General features: G+C 59.6%; 17 protein-coding genes. 9 read left to right on the forward strand and 8 right to left on the reverse strand.

The window, feature by feature from the left end; genetic code table 11:
• Positions 1-85: 85 nt before the first annotated feature.
• The gene (locus GV818_RS26925; RefSeq protein WP_161777977.1) at positions 86-1,924 is read right to left on the reverse strand and encodes a long-chain-acyl-CoA synthetase; all 1,839 of its coding nucleotides are present in this window, start codon (positions 1,922-1,924) and stop codon (positions 86-88) included.
• Between the two features lie 75 nt (positions 1,925-1,999).
• Positions 2,000-2,131, reverse strand: a complete 132-nt coding sequence (locus tag GV818_RS34600; RefSeq protein ID WP_256667514.1) for a hypothetical protein — start codon at positions 2,129-2,131, stop codon at positions 2,000-2,002.
• Between the two features lie 476 nt (positions 2,132-2,607).
• On the opposite strand from GV818_RS34600, the gene GV818_RS26930 reads away from it, so the two are divergent.
• Positions 2,608-2,886 carry a DUF3509 domain-containing protein gene (locus GV818_RS26930; RefSeq protein WP_161757102.1) on the forward strand — a complete coding sequence of 93 codons (279 nt, stop codon included), beginning with the start codon at positions 2,608-2,610 and terminating at the stop codon, positions 2,884-2,886.
• A gap of 150 nt (positions 2,887-3,036) precedes the next feature.
• Here the strand turns inward: GV818_RS26930 and GV818_RS26935 are convergent, their stop codons facing one another.
• From GV818_RS26935 to aroC, 3 genes are all read right to left on the reverse strand, one after another.
• Positions 3,037-3,582 carry a 1,2-dihydroxy-3-keto-5-methylthiopentene dioxygenase gene (locus GV818_RS26935; protein WP_161757103.1) on the reverse strand — a complete coding sequence of 182 codons (546 nt, stop codon included), beginning with the start codon at positions 3,580-3,582 and terminating at the stop codon, positions 3,037-3,039.
• Between the two features lie 179 nt (positions 3,583-3,761).
• Complete coding sequence (locus GV818_RS26940) at positions 3,762-4,910, reverse strand: MFS transporter (protein WP_161777978.1); 1,149 nt, start codon at positions 4,908-4,910, stop codon at positions 3,762-3,764.
• A 34-nt stretch (positions 4,911-4,944) separates the two neighbouring features.
• On the reverse strand, positions 4,945-6,036 hold the full coding sequence (gene aroC / locus GV818_RS26945; RefSeq protein ID WP_161777979.1) for a chorismate synthase: 1,092 nt from the start codon (positions 6,034-6,036) through the stop codon (positions 4,945-4,947).
• Positions 6,037-6,177: 141 nt separating this feature from the next.
• On the opposite strand from aroC, the gene GV818_RS26950 reads away from it, so the two are divergent.
• Both GV818_RS26950 and GV818_RS26955 read left to right on the forward strand, forming a co-directional pair.
• Positions 6,178-7,131 carry an alpha/beta hydrolase gene (locus GV818_RS26950; RefSeq protein WP_161757106.1) on the forward strand — a complete coding sequence of 318 codons (954 nt, stop codon included), beginning with the start codon at positions 6,178-6,180 and terminating at the stop codon, positions 7,129-7,131.
• A gap of 98 nt (positions 7,132-7,229) precedes the next feature.
• Positions 7,230-8,021, forward strand: coding sequence for a hypothetical protein (locus GV818_RS26955; protein ID WP_161757107.1), 792 nt, complete (start codon positions 7,230-7,232; stop codon positions 8,019-8,021).
• Between the two features lie 51 nt (positions 8,022-8,072).
• Here GV818_RS26955 and prmB read toward each other — a convergent pair whose 3' ends face one another.
• Positions 8,073-8,981 (reverse strand): 50S ribosomal protein L3 N(5)-glutamine methyltransferase, encoded by a 909-nt coding sequence (gene prmB, locus GV818_RS26960; RefSeq protein WP_161757108.1) that lies wholly within the window; start codon positions 8,979-8,981, stop codon positions 8,073-8,075.
• A 240-nt stretch (positions 8,982-9,221) separates the two neighbouring features.
• On the opposite strand from prmB, the gene GV818_RS26965 reads away from it, so the two are divergent.
• From GV818_RS26965 to GV818_RS26985, 5 genes are all read left to right on the forward strand, one after another.
• Positions 9,222-9,812 (forward strand): cysteine hydrolase family protein, encoded by a 591-nt coding sequence (locus GV818_RS26965; protein ID WP_161757109.1) that lies wholly within the window; start codon positions 9,222-9,224, stop codon positions 9,810-9,812.
• Positions 9,813-9,941: 129 nt separating this feature from the next.
• Complete coding sequence (locus tag GV818_RS26970) at positions 9,942-10,262, forward strand: hypothetical protein (protein WP_161777980.1); 321 nt, start codon at positions 9,942-9,944, stop codon at positions 10,260-10,262.
• A gap of 75 nt (positions 10,263-10,337) precedes the next feature.
• A complete protein-coding gene (locus GV818_RS26975; protein WP_161757111.1) occupies positions 10,338-10,895 on the forward strand; it encodes a Smr/MutS family protein in 558 nt (185 codons plus the stop codon).
• Positions 10,896-10,972: 77 nt separating this feature from the next.
• On the forward strand, positions 10,973-11,518 hold the full coding sequence (gene folE / locus GV818_RS26980) for a GTP cyclohydrolase I FolE (RefSeq protein ID WP_011062625.1): 546 nt from the start codon (positions 10,973-10,975) through the stop codon (positions 11,516-11,518).
• A gap of 101 nt (positions 11,519-11,619) precedes the next feature.
• On the forward strand, positions 11,620-11,991 hold the full coding sequence (locus GV818_RS26985) for a glutathione S-transferase N-terminal domain-containing protein (RefSeq protein ID WP_161757112.1): 372 nt from the start codon (positions 11,620-11,622) through the stop codon (positions 11,989-11,991).
• Between the two features lie 107 nt (positions 11,992-12,098).
• Here GV818_RS26985 and GV818_RS26990 read toward each other — a convergent pair whose 3' ends face one another.
• A complete protein-coding gene (locus GV818_RS26990; protein WP_161777981.1) occupies positions 12,099-12,701 on the reverse strand; it encodes a glutathione S-transferase family protein in 603 nt (200 codons plus the stop codon).
• A 10-nt stretch (positions 12,702-12,711) separates the two neighbouring features.
• Positions 12,712-13,878 (reverse strand): PLP-dependent aminotransferase family protein, encoded by a 1,167-nt coding sequence (locus GV818_RS26995; protein WP_161777982.1) that lies wholly within the window; start codon positions 13,876-13,878, stop codon positions 12,712-12,714.
• 82 nt (positions 13,879-13,960) lie between these two features.
• Between GV818_RS26995 and GV818_RS27000 the strand changes: the two genes are divergently transcribed.
• Entirely contained in the window at positions 13,961-14,404 is a 444-nt protein-coding gene (locus GV818_RS27000; protein ID WP_161757121.1) for a MarR family transcriptional regulator, read from the forward strand.
• Positions 14,405-14,629 lie beyond the last annotated feature (225 nt).

The raw sequence follows: 14,629 nt of genomic DNA on the forward strand, positions 1-14,629 counted from the left end.
GTTGATCAAATCGGAAAGCCGCTAGTTTCCCCAAGCCGGCCGCAGCCTGTCATCCCTTTTTTCCCAAGAGCCGCCATAGACAGAATCAATAACGCAGACGCCCGGCCTGGATTTGCTCAAGAATCTGCGGAGTCAGTCGCTCATAGGTCTGCGCCCCTGGCAACCAGGCGTAGACCGGGTCATCGCCGATCTGCTCAAGGTCAAATGCCTGCTCCTTGAGACGGCTTTTCTGGTATTTGAAGGTTCCGGTGGTGTCCATTTTCACCTTGATCCGCAGGAACAGCGGCACCGCGTAAGCCGGCAGTTGCTGCCGGGCAAACTGCAGCAGTGCACTGAAATCCAGGGTCGCCAGGGACTCGGTGGGGGTGATCGCCACCATTCCCGCCCGGCCGTTAGTGTTGTGAATCTCGACGCCATAGGCCACCACTTCGGCAATCTGCGGGTGCCCCAGGAGAATGTTCTCCACTTCGGTAGTGGAGACGTTCTCACCCTTCCAACGGAAGGTGTCCCCCAGGCGGTCCACGAACTGCACATGGCCAAAACCGATGTCGCGCAGCAGATCACCGGTATTGAAGTAGCAGTCGCCCTTCTCGAATACATCCGTGAGGATCACCTTGAGGTTCTTCTCCGGGTCGGTGTAACCGTCCAGGGGCGCCTTGTCGTCGATTTTCGCCAACAACAGGCCCTGCCCGCCCTTGGCCACTTTCTGCATGAACCCCTGGCTGTTGCGCAGTGGTGCCCCGGTCTCGTGGGCGTACTCCACCAACGCCCAGGGGATCAGGGAGAACCCCACGGTGTTGTCAAAATTGAGGATATTGCTGAAACCGATATTGCCGTCGCTGGCGGCATAAAGTTCACAAATATGAGCGACGCCGAAACGCTGCTTGAATTCGCTCCAGACACCCGGACGCAGGCCATTGCCGATCATCTTCAGTACCCCATGATCGCTGTCGCGTGCCGTGCTCGGCTGGTCGATCAGGTAGCGGCACAGTTCGCCGACATATCCCACTGTCGTCGCCTTGAACCGCCGTGCGTCCTCCCAGAACTGGCTGGCGCTGAACTTGCGGCGAATGGCAAAGCCCGAGGCGCCTGTAATTGCCGAGCCCCAGCACACACACAGCCCGGTGGCGTGGTACAGCGGCAAGGTGCAATAGACTACATCGCCGGGCTGCATATCCAGGGCGATGGTGCCGTAACCGGCAGAGGTGCGCATCCAGCGTCCATGTTTGAAAATCCCCGCCTTGGGCAATCCGGTGGTACCGGACGTATATATGTAGAAGCAGGGATCATTGAGGAAGATGTGCTGGGTCTGCGGCAGATTGCCCGCTGGATAGCCGACACTCGCAGCCATCAGGTTGACCATCCCGTCCGGGGTCGGGCCGGGATCAACAAAGGTGTCCTGATCAGCCACGAACCAGTTACGGCTCGGGTCGATACCCACCTGGTCGCGCACCGCCGAATAAGCGGCCAGCAATTCAGCGCCAACCATGATCGCTACTGGTTTCACCAACTCCAGGCTGTGCACCAGGACACTCTGGGTCTGCGCGGTATTGAGCATTGCGCAGATCCCGCCGAGCTTGGCCACCGCGAGTACCGTGACCAGCAACTCCGGGCGATTCTCGATGAAGATCGCCAGCACATCGCCTTTAACGATGCCCTGCCCCTCCAGATAGGCGGCGATGCGGTTGGCCCACTGATTGACCTGGTCGTAGCTGAGTATCCGATCGCCATACAGCAGGGCCGGACCGTCGGGATTGCGTCGTACCGCCTGCTCGAAGCTCCAGCCCAGGCCACAGGGCTGGTCGGTTTTCTCGATATTCCCCGCCTTCATGCCTCGCACCACCCGCGGCAGTGCTTTGGCAATGGACGGCACCTTACGCAGCATCATTCCCCAGGTGATCATGTCGCTCTTGTGCTTGTTCATGGTTGCTCCGGTTCGACGACAAGGGTCTGTACCCGGGCCAGGCAGGCCGGGCATTGGCAACAGGCGACACAAGACTCAACCCGGGGTGGCGACCCAAGGCTCGGTGACCGGCAGGCAGGGGCTGCGGATATCCCGCAGGCTGAAACAGAGGCAATTCAGGCGTAGCGATGCCGAGAGCAGCGGCAGTCGTGCGGAGGGACCGTTCATGAAGGGCGTCCTATGTTCTTATTATCCGTCGGGCAGGATCGCTTGATCGTGCCGCAACCCATTCCATGTCGCAGAAACGCCGCCTGAAGCGCCTCGGGCAAGGTTGCCCAAACGCCGGAGCTGCGTGACTGGCTGAAAAGTACGTCAGCCGTTGCGGGCCTGTACACGGAGTTTTTGCAAACTTTTGTATCTCCCCTGACGCTTTTTGCAATCGTGTCCGCCCCTGCGCTATCAGCGACTGAATTTTCTCCGGATGCCTGCGGTCGGAACACCGACTGGGTTATTGCCTGCGCTGTGCCGCGAACCTGCAAAATGCAGGATGCACGATGGCCATTCATGCAATTTGCACGAAACAAAAAATCTTATGAATTAACAAGCTATTGATTTAAAAGGATTTTATTAAAAATCAATACTGGCACAATCACTGCAACTATCACTCCACCCTTGCCCTTCAAGAGCTAACGGAGCTGATAGACATGAGCCTGATTCAAGAAAAATTTTCCTCCCTGTTCTCCAACTTCGAAGTGATCACCCAGCCGCGCCCAGACGGTGGCATTCTGCTCACCCTGCGCAACGGTGAAGGCAAACAGTTCAAGCGCTCGATTTCCTACGCGCAGCTACATGCCGCAGACCAACTGTCCTGGGTCATCAGTGCGATTCGTCGTGATTTGGCCGAACAAGCCAGCGAGTTGCCACAGATTTCAATGCTGCAAAGCCAGAACCGCTTTGCCTTGCCGACCTACCACTCCGCGTAAGCCGTCCTCGATTCGTCTGCTCGGGCCGGTCCAACCTTGCGTTGGCCCGGCCCGAAAACGCTTTCCGACACTCCAGAATCGCCCTCACGCAGACTCTGGACCTTCAGATGCCCCGCCAACTCACCGCCAATGCCGGTGAGCAGCGCCTGTTCAATCCTCCAGACGCGGGAACTGGCTGGCGATGTCGTCACCAGTCAAGCGAGCAACCCAGCCCTCGGGATTGTTGAACATGCGGATGGCCACCAGATAAGGGTTTTCGCCCATGTCGAACCAATGGGCAGTACCTGCCGGCACTGAAATCAGGTCATTCCTTTCGCACAGTACGACGTATACGTAATCATCGATATGCAGGGAAAACAGACCACGGCCGGCGACGAAGAATCGCACTTCATCCTCAGCGTGGCGGTGCTCATCGAGAAACTGCGCACGCAACTGGTCCTTCTGCGGATGACTAGCATTGAGGCTGACCACATCGACCGTGACATAACCGCGCTCGGTCATCAGCCGGTCAATCTGCTCCTGATAGGCAACGATCACTTCTTCCTGGCTGGCGCCTGGCTCGATCCGGGTCGTGGCTTGCCAACGATCAAAGCTGATCCCCTGCTCAGCCAGGGTCGCAGCGATATCATCGAAGTGGGTCAAGACCTTGTTCGGCAGGTCCGGACTGGATACGTGGTAGACGGACAGGCTGCTCATAACGGCAACTCCTCGGTTTCAGTACCGCCCTCGGCGCTTTTACGAGCCACCCGGGCAATACACATCAACAGGCAACGGCTACTTCTATCGAAGCAAGCCTTAACGGTGGTTGGGTGACTCGGGGGCAATGCCATAGGCCGTGCTGCTGACCTGCCTGGCAAGCGATTCATTGGTCAGGCTCATGGCCTCTCTTCTTGCATACATGTGGCAATGATAACGGCTGCAGCCAGGGCTGAGACGCTGGCAATACTAAAGGTCAATGTCGCACCCAGGGCGTTCCAGCTGTAACCGGAATACAGAGCCCCCAGCGCACCACCAGTGCCCGCCAATGCCGCATACAGCGCCTGGCCCTGACCCTGCTGGCGAGCACCGAAACTGCGTTGCACGAAATGAATGGCTGCCGCGTGAAAACTGCCAAAGGTCGCCGCGTGCAGCAGCTGCGCCAATAGCAACACCCAGAGATGCTCCGCCAGACTACCCAGTAGCAGCCAGCGCAGTGCCGCCAGCAGAAAACTCGCCAGCAGCACCCGGCGTACGGAAAAACGCGCGAGGATCCGACTCATGGCGAGGAACATCAGCACCTCCGCCACCACTCCCAGCGCCCAGAGCATGCCGATCAGGCCGCGGGTATACCCCAGGTGCTCCAGGTGCAAGGTCAGGAATGTGTAATAAGGGCCGTGGCTCATCTGCATCAGTGCTACGCACAGATAGAAAGCCAGCACACCGGGACCGCGCAGTTGCTTGAGAAAACCCTCTCCAAACAAGCGTTGCCCCTGGTACGAAGGCTGGGCATTGGGCACCCAGAGGCTGCTGAGCACAATACCGCCCATGATGATCACCAGGGCCACCGGATAGATATCCAGGCTCAACCACTCGAACAGACGCCCCAGTGCCACCACCGTGAGAATGAAACCGATGGAGCCCCAGAGGCGGATCTGGCTGTAGCGCGAGGTCTGCCCCTGCAAATGTGCCAGGGTGATCACTTCGAACTGCGGCAGGACCGCGTGCCAGAAAAACGCGTGCAGGGCCATGACCATCGCCAGCCAGGCGTAGCTCTTGCTGACAAAGATCAGGCAGAAGCAGATCAGGGTGCAGACCGCGCCAAAACGCACGATCGCCAGGCGGCGGCCAGTGTAGTCGCCGAGCCAGCCCCAGAGGTTTGGCGCCACGCAGCGCATGAGCATGGGGATCGCCACCAGTTCGCCGATTCGCGCACTGGAAAACCCCAGGTGATCGAAGTACAGCGCCAGGAACGGCGCAGTCGACCCCAGCAGCGCGAAATAGAACAGGTAGAAACTGGAAAGCCGCCAGTACGGGAGCGCCGCCATGGCCATCAGACCATGGCGACTGGTGGAACCGCCATTACAGCTGGCCCAGTACCGGCGTGCTGACGCGCACGTCGGCATTCTGGCCACGATGACGCAGCAGGTGATCCATCAGCACAATGGCCATCATCGCTTCGGCAATCGGCGTGGCCCGAATGCCTACGCAAGGGTCGTGACGGCCCTTGGTGATGACGTCAACCGGGTTGCCATCAACGTCGATGGAGCGACCCGGGGTGGTGATGCTGGACGTTGGCTTGAGTGCCAGGTGAGCGACAATCGGCTGTCCCGAGGAGATGCCACCGAGAATGCCACCAGCGTTATTGCTGATGAACCCTTCCGGGGTCAGTTCATCACGATGCTCGGTGCCACGCTGGGCGACGCTGGCGAAACCGGCGCCGATCTCCACGCCCTTGACCGCGTTGATGCTCATCAGCGCATGGGCCAGTTCGGCATCCAGGCGGTCGAAGATCGGCTCGCCCAGGCCCGGCATCACGCCTTCGGCGACCACGGTGATCTTTGCTCCCACCGAATCCTGATCCCGACGCAACTGATCCATATAGGCTTCCAGCTCCGGGACCTTGTCCGGGTCAGGGCTGAAGAACGCGTTGTCCTCGACCGAGTCCCAAGTCTTGAAGGGAATCTCGATCGGGCCCAGTTGACTCATGTAGCCACGAATCACGATGCCCTGGCTGGCCAGGTACTTCTTGGCAATAGCCCCGGCCGCCACGCGCATGGCGGTTTCCCGCGCCGAGCTGCGACCGCCGCCCCGGTAGTCGCGGATGCCGTACTTGTGGTGGTAGGTGTAATCGGCATGTGCCGGACGGAACAGATCCTTGATCGCCGAGTAGTCCTTGGACTTCTGGTCAGTGTTGCGGATCAACAGGCCAATGGAGCACCCCGTGGTCTTGCCTTCGAACACCCCTGAAAGGATTTCGACTTCGTCAGGCTCCTGACGCTGGGTGGTGTGACGGCTGGTGCCGGGTTTGCGCCGGTCCAGATCACGCTGCAGGTCTTGCTGCGACAGCTCGAGGCCCGGCGGGCAGCCGTCGACAATCGCGACCAACGCCGGACCATGGCTTTCGCCCGCGGTGGTGACAGTGAACAGCTTGCCGTAGGTATTGCCGGACATGCAGGGAGCTCCGTGAAATCAGCCGAAATAACTCAATCTGGAATACTGAGCGCGCCAGTATACGCAGGCTACCCAACTAGTTCATCCTCGAACCTTCTGCCCGTCGCCGAGTCCAACCGGCACCTTATCCATGATGGCGTGATGATGCTGCGAGTTCTTCTCTTGAGCCTTTCCCTGTTCACCGGCCTGGTCCAGGCGGCCGTCCTGCAACGCCCTGTGACCCTGGATACCGGCCACGGCGAGCTGTATGGCTCGATGCTGCTACCCAAATCCGATCAACCGGTGCCTGTGGTGCTGATCATTTCCGGCTCCGGCCCCACCGATCGCGACGGCAACAACCCCGATGGCGGGCGCAACGACAGTCTCAAGCGCCTGGCCTGGGTGCTGGCCAAGCACAATATCGCCAGCGTGCGCTACGACAAACGAGGCGTGGCCGCCAGCCTCGCAGCGACCCCCGATGAACGCAACCTGACCCTGGACGCCTATGTCGCCGATGCGGTCGCCTGGGGCAAGCAGCTCAAGGCTGACCCGCGCCTGGGCCAACTGATCGTGCTGGGGCACAGCGAGGGCGCATTGATCGCCAGCCTCGCAGCGCCGCAACTGGACGCCGCCGGAGTGATTTCCATCTCCGGCACCGCCCGCCCGGTGGATCAGGTACTGCGCCAGCAGCTGAGTTATCGCCTACCTCCGGCGCTGATGGTGCGCAGCAATGAATTACTCGACAGCCTCAAGGCCGGCAAAGTCGACACCGATGTGCCACCGGCACTGCAAGTCATCTTCCGCCCCAGCGTTCAGCCCTACCTGATCACTCTGTTTCGCGAGGATCCGGCAGCCGCCTTCGCCCAGCTGAAAATGCCCGCCCTGATCATCCAGGGCAGCAACGATATCCAGGTCAGTGTTGACGATGCCAAGGTACTGAAGGCTGCCAAACCGGACGCCCAACTGACCTTGATCGACGGCATGAACCATGTGATGCGCATTGTGCCCAACGATCTCAAGCGCCAGTTGGCGTCTTACAAGGACCCGCAATTGCCGTTGGCGGCCGAATTGGGCAGCGCGATCATCGGTTTTATTGACGGACTTCACACCCGTTAGGCTATTTTCCCCCTCCAGTCCTGAAAAAAACGGCCGATAAGCCTTTGCCGGCCGTTCAATTGCTGTCGGCGCGCAGCGATTGGACAGGACTCGCCGTTATGACTGATACCCCGAATTCACCCGCCACCGAGCAGGAAACCGCTGCCCCGGAAGCGCCGCCACTGCCTTGGGCAGAGGTTCAGGCAGAGCATCACAAGATGCTGCGTCTGGCCCCCTTGCAGACCGACCGCGCCACTGGCGGACGTCCCCTGCGCTTTGTCGAGTTCGGCTATGCCGAACGCAACAACAAAGAGCACAGCCTACTGCGCATGACCATCAGCCTGCCGGGCCAGAGGGTCCGCAAGGAACAAAATCACCTTGATGTGTGGGTCGAGCACGACACTCGCCGGGTGCACTTCGTACCTGAAGGGGGCCTGCAGATCGAACCACTGAACCGTGGTATCGGGCGCTTCCTGTTGGCCCAAGCAGCACAGTGGGCACAAAAGAAGTGGTCGCATTACCGGGTGGACGGCTTTGACCTGGCCAACAAGGATGCCCTCAATGAAGGCACCCGCCTGCGTCGTGATCATGTACTGCGCACCCAGGGCTTCGACGTGGTCTATGCCGACGCCCAGCACCTTAAGGGCAGCGTCAAGGATGTTCAGGTGGGTGAGCTGCTGATCCAGTGGAACAGCGAAAAATTGCAGTTCGTGGAAATACTCGAGGCGGCGCAAATGCTCCAGCAGGCCGAGCAAAACCTCGAAGAACTGGAAGTCAAACTGCGCAAGCAGGAAGAGAAAGTGACCAAGTACAAGCGTGAAGACACAGGCTTGCGCTTCACCATCACCTGCCTGGTGGCCTTTGCGGTATTTCAGGCAGGGTTGCTGATCTGGATTGCAACTCACCGCTGAGTCGCCATCCGTTACGGAACAAGGCCCGCGTAATGCGGGCCCGCAAGCCAATCAGGCGCGCGAGGCGAACAGCGCCTGATGTGCGCGGCACTGCTCGGCAGTCAGCATGAACACCCCGTGACCACCGCGCTCGAAGTCCAACCAGGCGAAGTCGACCTCCGGGTACAAGGCCTCGACGTGCACCTGGCTGTTGCCCACCTCGACAATCAGCAAGCCCTTCTCGGTCAGGTGATCAGCGGCTTCGGCCAGCATGCGTCGCACCAGGTTCAGACCGTCATCCCCACAAGCAAGGCCCAGCTCGGGCTCATGCTGGTACTCGTCCGGCATGTCGGCAAAATCCTCGGCATCGACATAAGGCGGATTGGAAACGATCAGGTCAAAGCGCTGGCCCGGCAAGCCATCGAAACCATCGCCCTGCACGGTGAACACCCGCTCATCGACACCGTGGCGCTCGATGTTCTGGTTGGCCACCTCCAGGGCTTCGAAGGACAGGTCCGCCAGCACCACTTGCGCCTCGCGGAACTCAAAGGCACAGGCAATACCGATGCAGCCGGAACCCGTGCATAGATCGAGAATCCGCGCGGGTTCGTTGCCCAGCCAGGGCTCGAAGCGTTTTTCGATCAGCTCGCCAATCGGCGAACGAGGAATCAGCACGCGCTCGTCGACAATGAACGACAAGTCGCAGAACCAGGCTTCACCCAGCAAGTAGGCGGTGGGGACGCGCTCTTCGATACGGCGCTTGAGCAGATGCTGAACATGGACCAGTTCGTCGTCTTCCAACGCACAGTCCAGGTAGCTGTCGGCAATTTCCCAAGGCAGGTGCAAGGCACCGAGCACCAATTGGCGAGCCTCGTCCCAGGCATTGTCAGTGCCATGGCCGAAGAACAGATCCTCCCCATGAAAGCGGCTGACAGCCCAGCGGATATGGTCTCGCAAGGTGCGAAGGCGGGAAGTGATCACGGGACAGACTCCTGACAAAACGACCGGCAATTCTAACAGCCAAAGCGCTTGCCGACGACGAATGAAAAACCGCCGCCGCAGAATCGTCTTTCCAGTCGGTTTTAACCTGGAAGTCCTCTGACCTTGCCCCTCTTGACAAGGCTGTAGACCAATAACGGCGCACCTTACGTTAGTAGCGATTCACAGAAGCGCTCCGCCAGAGGACAATGTCGCAAAAGCCCCACTCACAGGAGCCCCAGAATGTCCGTTCCAAAGACGATGTTTCAACTCAGCGGTCGTGGTTATGCAGCGGCCAATTTGAGCCACGCGACCCTTGTGATCATCGACGCCCAGAGAGAGTACCTCAGCGGGCCACTGGCCCTGTCCGGCATGGACGCGGCGGTGGCCAATATCCGGAAATTGCTGGCAGCAGCACGTGCCGCGGGCCGTCCCATCGTGCATGTGCGCCATCTCGGCACCGTGGGCGGGCTGTTCGACCCCCAGGGCGAGCGCGGCGAGTTCATCCCCGGCCTTGAGCCCCTGGGTGACGAAACCATCATCGGCAAGCTGCTGCCCAGTGCCTTCCACGGCACCGAGCTGGAAAAGCGCCTGCAGGACCTCGGTTCCCTGGACCTGATTGTCGCCGGCTTCATGAGCCACTCCAGCGTCAGCACCACCGTTCGCGCGGCGAAGAACCTGGGTTTCCGTTGCACCTTGGTGGAAGACGCCTGCGCCACCCGCGACCTGCCCTACAAGGGCGGCATCCTCAGCGCTGAGCACGTTCAGCAGACTGAAATGGCAATCATGGCCGACAACTTCGCCACCCTTGCCCAGACTGCAAGCCTGATCTGATCAGCCTCGGTGAGCGGCTGGCAGGCCGCTCATCCATAAACACCTCGCCTGTGCAGCATTTGTCTTAGCCTCAGGAACAACCCGGTCAACTCCCGGTCGAAGGGCCGATACCCATTGAGGAAGGTCGGAATGAAGATATCCGATGGTTTTGACGCACGCCGATTGCGGCCCAAAAGCCCGCGAAACTGGCGACTGCGCCTGGGAGCGGCATTCTCCGCACTGCTGGCGACCTTCGGTGTACTACTGGCGCTGGCTGGTACCGCCAGCTTGTTGGGGCGCGCTCCGGCACTGGGGGAACTCAACGCCAACCCGGCAGGCTCGACAGTGATTCTACTGAGCGGTCTGTTACTGCTGTATATCGGCGTGCGTTTGTGGCGCCGTTGCCGGCGACGCATGCGCCAGCCCTTGGCGCTGAACATCGCGCCGCACCTGATGAAAAAACACGACTGACATTCCAGTGGCGCGATTTGCGCGCCTTAAGGTGTTCCGAGTTGGGTAAACTAGCCGCCCTTCGCGGAGGCTGACATGCAAGACGACGATTTTTCCCTGTTCAAAAACGAGATCCGCGGCGTCAAGCCGATCAAGCACGATCGTGCCGAAACAGGCAAACCCAAAGCCGACCGCGCGCAGATCGCCAAGTTGCGCCAGGCTGCCACCGTGCGCAGCGAAACCACCACGGTGGACGGACTGTCCGACCAGTTCGTCATCGACGTAGGGCCGGAAGACGAGCTGATGTGGGCCCGCGATGGGGTCCAGGAAAGCCAGATGCGCAAGTTGAAGGTCGGCCAGATCCCCTTTGAAGGCAGCCTCGACCTGCACGGCATGACGGTGGAAAAAGCCCGTGAAACCCTGTGGGCATTTCTCGCCGAAGCCACCAAATTCGAGATCCGCTGCGTGCGCGTGACCCATGGCAAGGCGGTGCGCCTGGACGGCAAGCGGCCAATGATCAAGAGCCACGTCAACACCTGGCTGCGCCAGCACCCACAGGTACTGGGCTTTACCTCCTGCCAGGCCAAACACGGGGGCACCGGAGCGCTGTACGTGATACTCAAACGCACCATGATGGAAGGTCGCGACGAATAAAGCCGCTGAGTCATGCTTGCAGCGCCGTGTCCGCCACCGTACCCTTGCCCTTTGCGAAAAATCCCACAGGTAGTTTCATGTCCCTGGAACAGAATTACACCGCGATCCTCGGCCAACTGGGCGAGGACGTCTCCCGCGAGGGCCTGCTCGACACGCCGAAGCGTGCCGCCAAAGCCATGCAGTACCTCTGCCGCGGTTATGCCCAAACCCTGGAAGAAGTCACCAACGGTGCCTTGTTCAGCTCTGACAACAGCGAAATGGTGCTGGTCAAGGACATCGAGCTCTACTCGTTGTGCGAACACCACCTGCTGCCTTTCATCGGCAAGGCCCATGTCGCCTACATTCCCAGTGGCAAGGTCCTGGGGCTGTCGAAAGTGGCGCGCATCGTCGACATGTATGCTCGTCGCCTGCAAATCCAGGAAAACCTCAGCCGGCAGATCGCCGACGCCGTTCAGCAAGTGACTGGCGCCCTGGGTGTTGCCGTGGTGATCGAAGCCAAGCACATGTGCATGATGATGCGCGGCGTGGAGAAGCAGAATTCGTCGATGATCACTTCGGTGATGCTGGGTGAATTCCGTGAGAATGCCGCAACCCGCAGCGAGTTCCTCAGCCTGATCAAGTAACAGGCTGCGAGTGAAAAGACCGGCGTTGATCGCCGGTTTTTTTCGCCCGGTAAAAATCAGGTAAGCTGCCGGCCCTTCATTCATGGGCAAGAGGCAATACCGTGATCGTCAAAGCGCTGCGAGTCGGCCTGGGCCAACTCATCATTTTCATCGATTTCATCACTCGCCCACGCAAACAGCAGCGTGTCGCCGCTGCTCAGGCGCAAGTCGAAGAGGCCGCCAAGGGCCTGACCCTGTATCAGTTCCACGCCTGTCCCTTCTGCGTGAAGACCCGTCGCACCCTGCATCGCCTGAATGTGCCGGTAGCCCTGCGCGACGCCAAGAACAATGAGCAGGACCGCCAGACCCTGCTGGAACAGGGGGGCAGGATCAAAGTGCCGTGCCTGCGCATCGAAGAAAACGGCCAGACCACCTGGATGTATGAATCCAAGGTGATCATCGACTACCTGAACCAGCGCTTCTCGGCTGCCTGACGTCTCTTCCGGAACCGATCAGTCCCGGGGCAGTTGCCGCCCCGGGAATTTGCCGCTGACATCAGGACCCGCGAACGGGTTGCATCAGCGGGGATCAACAGCATTGTTCAATCGAACATCGGCACATGTCGCGGATGACTTTGCACCCGCTGTATCCAGGCCTGGATAGCTGGATAGCGAGTCAGATCGAAGCCCCCTTCATGGGCCACATGGGTGTAGGCATAAAGCGCGATATCGGCAATCGAATAGTGCTCGCCCACCAGATATGACGTTCGGCTCAATTGCTTCTCCATCACATCCAACGCCTTGTAACCGCGTTTGTGCAGTTTGAGGTATTCCTCTCGGCGCTCTTCAGGCAGCCCCTCATACAGTTCGATAAAGCGAGCCACAGCAATGTAGGGCTCATGGCTGTACTGCTCGAAGAACTGCCATTGCAGGACCTGGGTGCGCAAACGAGGTTCGCTGGGAAGGAACTCACTGCCGTCGGCGAGGAAGTTGAGAATCGCGTTGGACTCCCACAGGCAGGTACCGTCTTCCAGTTCCAGAACCGGAATCTTGCCGTTGGGGTTCTTCGCCAGGAAGGCTTCGGTCTGGGTATCCCCCCCGAGAATGTCCACTGCCTGCCACTCATAGGGCTGCAGCAGAAGATTGAGCAGCAACTTGATCTTGTAGCAGTTGCCCGAACGGTAATCGCCATAAACCTTGTACATGGCCCTCCCCCTAGGCTGCCTGTGCAGCCTGTGCTTGACGTACGACGGCGGCCAGCCGCTTGAGGCCTTCGTCCAGCCGCGCCGGATCGATATGGCTGAAATTTAACCGCAGATGCCCATGATTGTGCTCCGGTTCAGCAAAGAATGGTTCGCCGGGCATGAATGTCACGTCTTGCGCCAACGCCGGCTGCAGCAAAGTGCGGGTATCCAGGGGCTGTTTCAAGCTCAACCAGAAAAACAAGCCGCCCTGCGGCACCTGCCAATCCGCCAGATCGGCGAAATGCTGGTGCAGCGCCAGCTGAAAGGCATCACGGCGCTGGCGATAGAAGCTGCGCAGTTCAGCCAGGTGCTGCTGGAATTTTTCGCTGCCGATCCATTGCATGGCCTGCCACTGGCCAACGCGGTTGGTGTGCAAGTCCGCGGACTGTTTCAAGCGCAACAAGTGCGGGAACAGATCCGGACTGGCGATCAGGTAGCCGACGCGCAACCCCGGCAGCAGGGTTTTCGAAACAGTGCCCGTGTAGATCCAACTGGCCTTTTTTAGCCGGCTGACAATGGGCGTAGCGCTAGCGCCGTCGAAGGCCAATTCGCGATAAGGCTCATCCTCGATCAGGGTGACGCCGAACTCGTCCAGCAAGTCTGCCACGGCCTCACGCTTGGCCTCGCTGTAGCGCACCGCCGACGGGTTCTGGAATGTCGGGATCAGGTAGACGAAAGCCGGACAGTGCTCCTCCAGGCGCGCACGCATCTGCTGCAGGTCCGGGCCGTCGGCCTCCAGCGGCACCGTCAAGCATTCGGCACCGAACAGTTGAAAAATCTGCAGCGCCGCCAAATAAGTCGGCGCTTCCAGCAAGATCTCAGTGCCCTTGTCGATGTACAGCTTGGCTGCCAGGTCGAGGGTCTGCTGGGAACCACTGACCACCAACACCTGGCTCGCCTCGCAGGGCACCCCGAGCTTACGCGCCTCTGCCGCCAAGACTTCGCGCAACTGCGGCTCGCCTTCACTCATGCCGTACTGGCCCATGGATAACGGCATGTCTTGCCACTGCACCTTGGGCAGCATGACTTCGGCCGGCAAGCCGCCGGCGAACGACATCACTTCCGGGCGCTGCGCCGCAGCGAGAATTTCACGGATCAAGGAGCTTTTGAGGCGCGATACACGTTCAGAGAAGGCCATGGAGATCACCGCTAGCGAAGGCTGGAGAAAATACGTCAAACTACTTGACCGAAATTACGCCGACCTATGTAGATACGTCAATATGCTTGACCTTAAAAGCCAGACTGCGCAACAAGCCGCCATGGAAGCCTTCTTCTTTGGCTATCAGGCCTTCACCGCCAAGGCCGACGAAATGCTCGAACGACGAGGCTTGAGCCGCGTGCACCAACGCATTGTGTTTTTCATCGCTCGCTACCCCGGTCTGAGTGTGAAAGAACTGCTCACACTGCTGGGAGTCAGCAAGCAGGCGTTGAACACGCCCCTGCGCCAACTCATGGAAATGCACCTGGTGGACAGTATTGCCCCGCCCAGCGACAAGCGAAAACGCCTGCTGGAATTGACTGCCGATGGTGTGCACCTTGAGCAGTCGCTGCGTCGCGAACAAGTCAAATTGCTGCAACGGGCTTTCGCCGAGGCCGGAGAAAATGCGGTCAGTGGTTGGCTGGCAGTGAACCAGGCCTTGGCCGGAAAACCTGCAGAAGACTGATTCCTCCCCCCTCTCGGCGTCACCTGAGTGGGCGCCGATCAAGCCGCGCCATGCCTCCCGGCCTCCAGACCCCAGACTGGGATGCGATATAGCCGCGGCCTCAGGTTTTTCGCACACAAAAACAAAAACATTATTTGCTTTCTTTGTATACAAAAGCATAATTCGCCACGTGCGAGTTCTTGACCCATAGGTCAACAAATCCCACAAGCCTTGCCTGCCTCAAAG

It is taken from the genome of Pseudomonas sp. Fl4BN1, from assembly GCF_009908285.1.
Taxonomy (GTDB): Bacteria; Pseudomonadota; Gammaproteobacteria; order Pseudomonadales; family Pseudomonadaceae; genus Aquipseudomonas.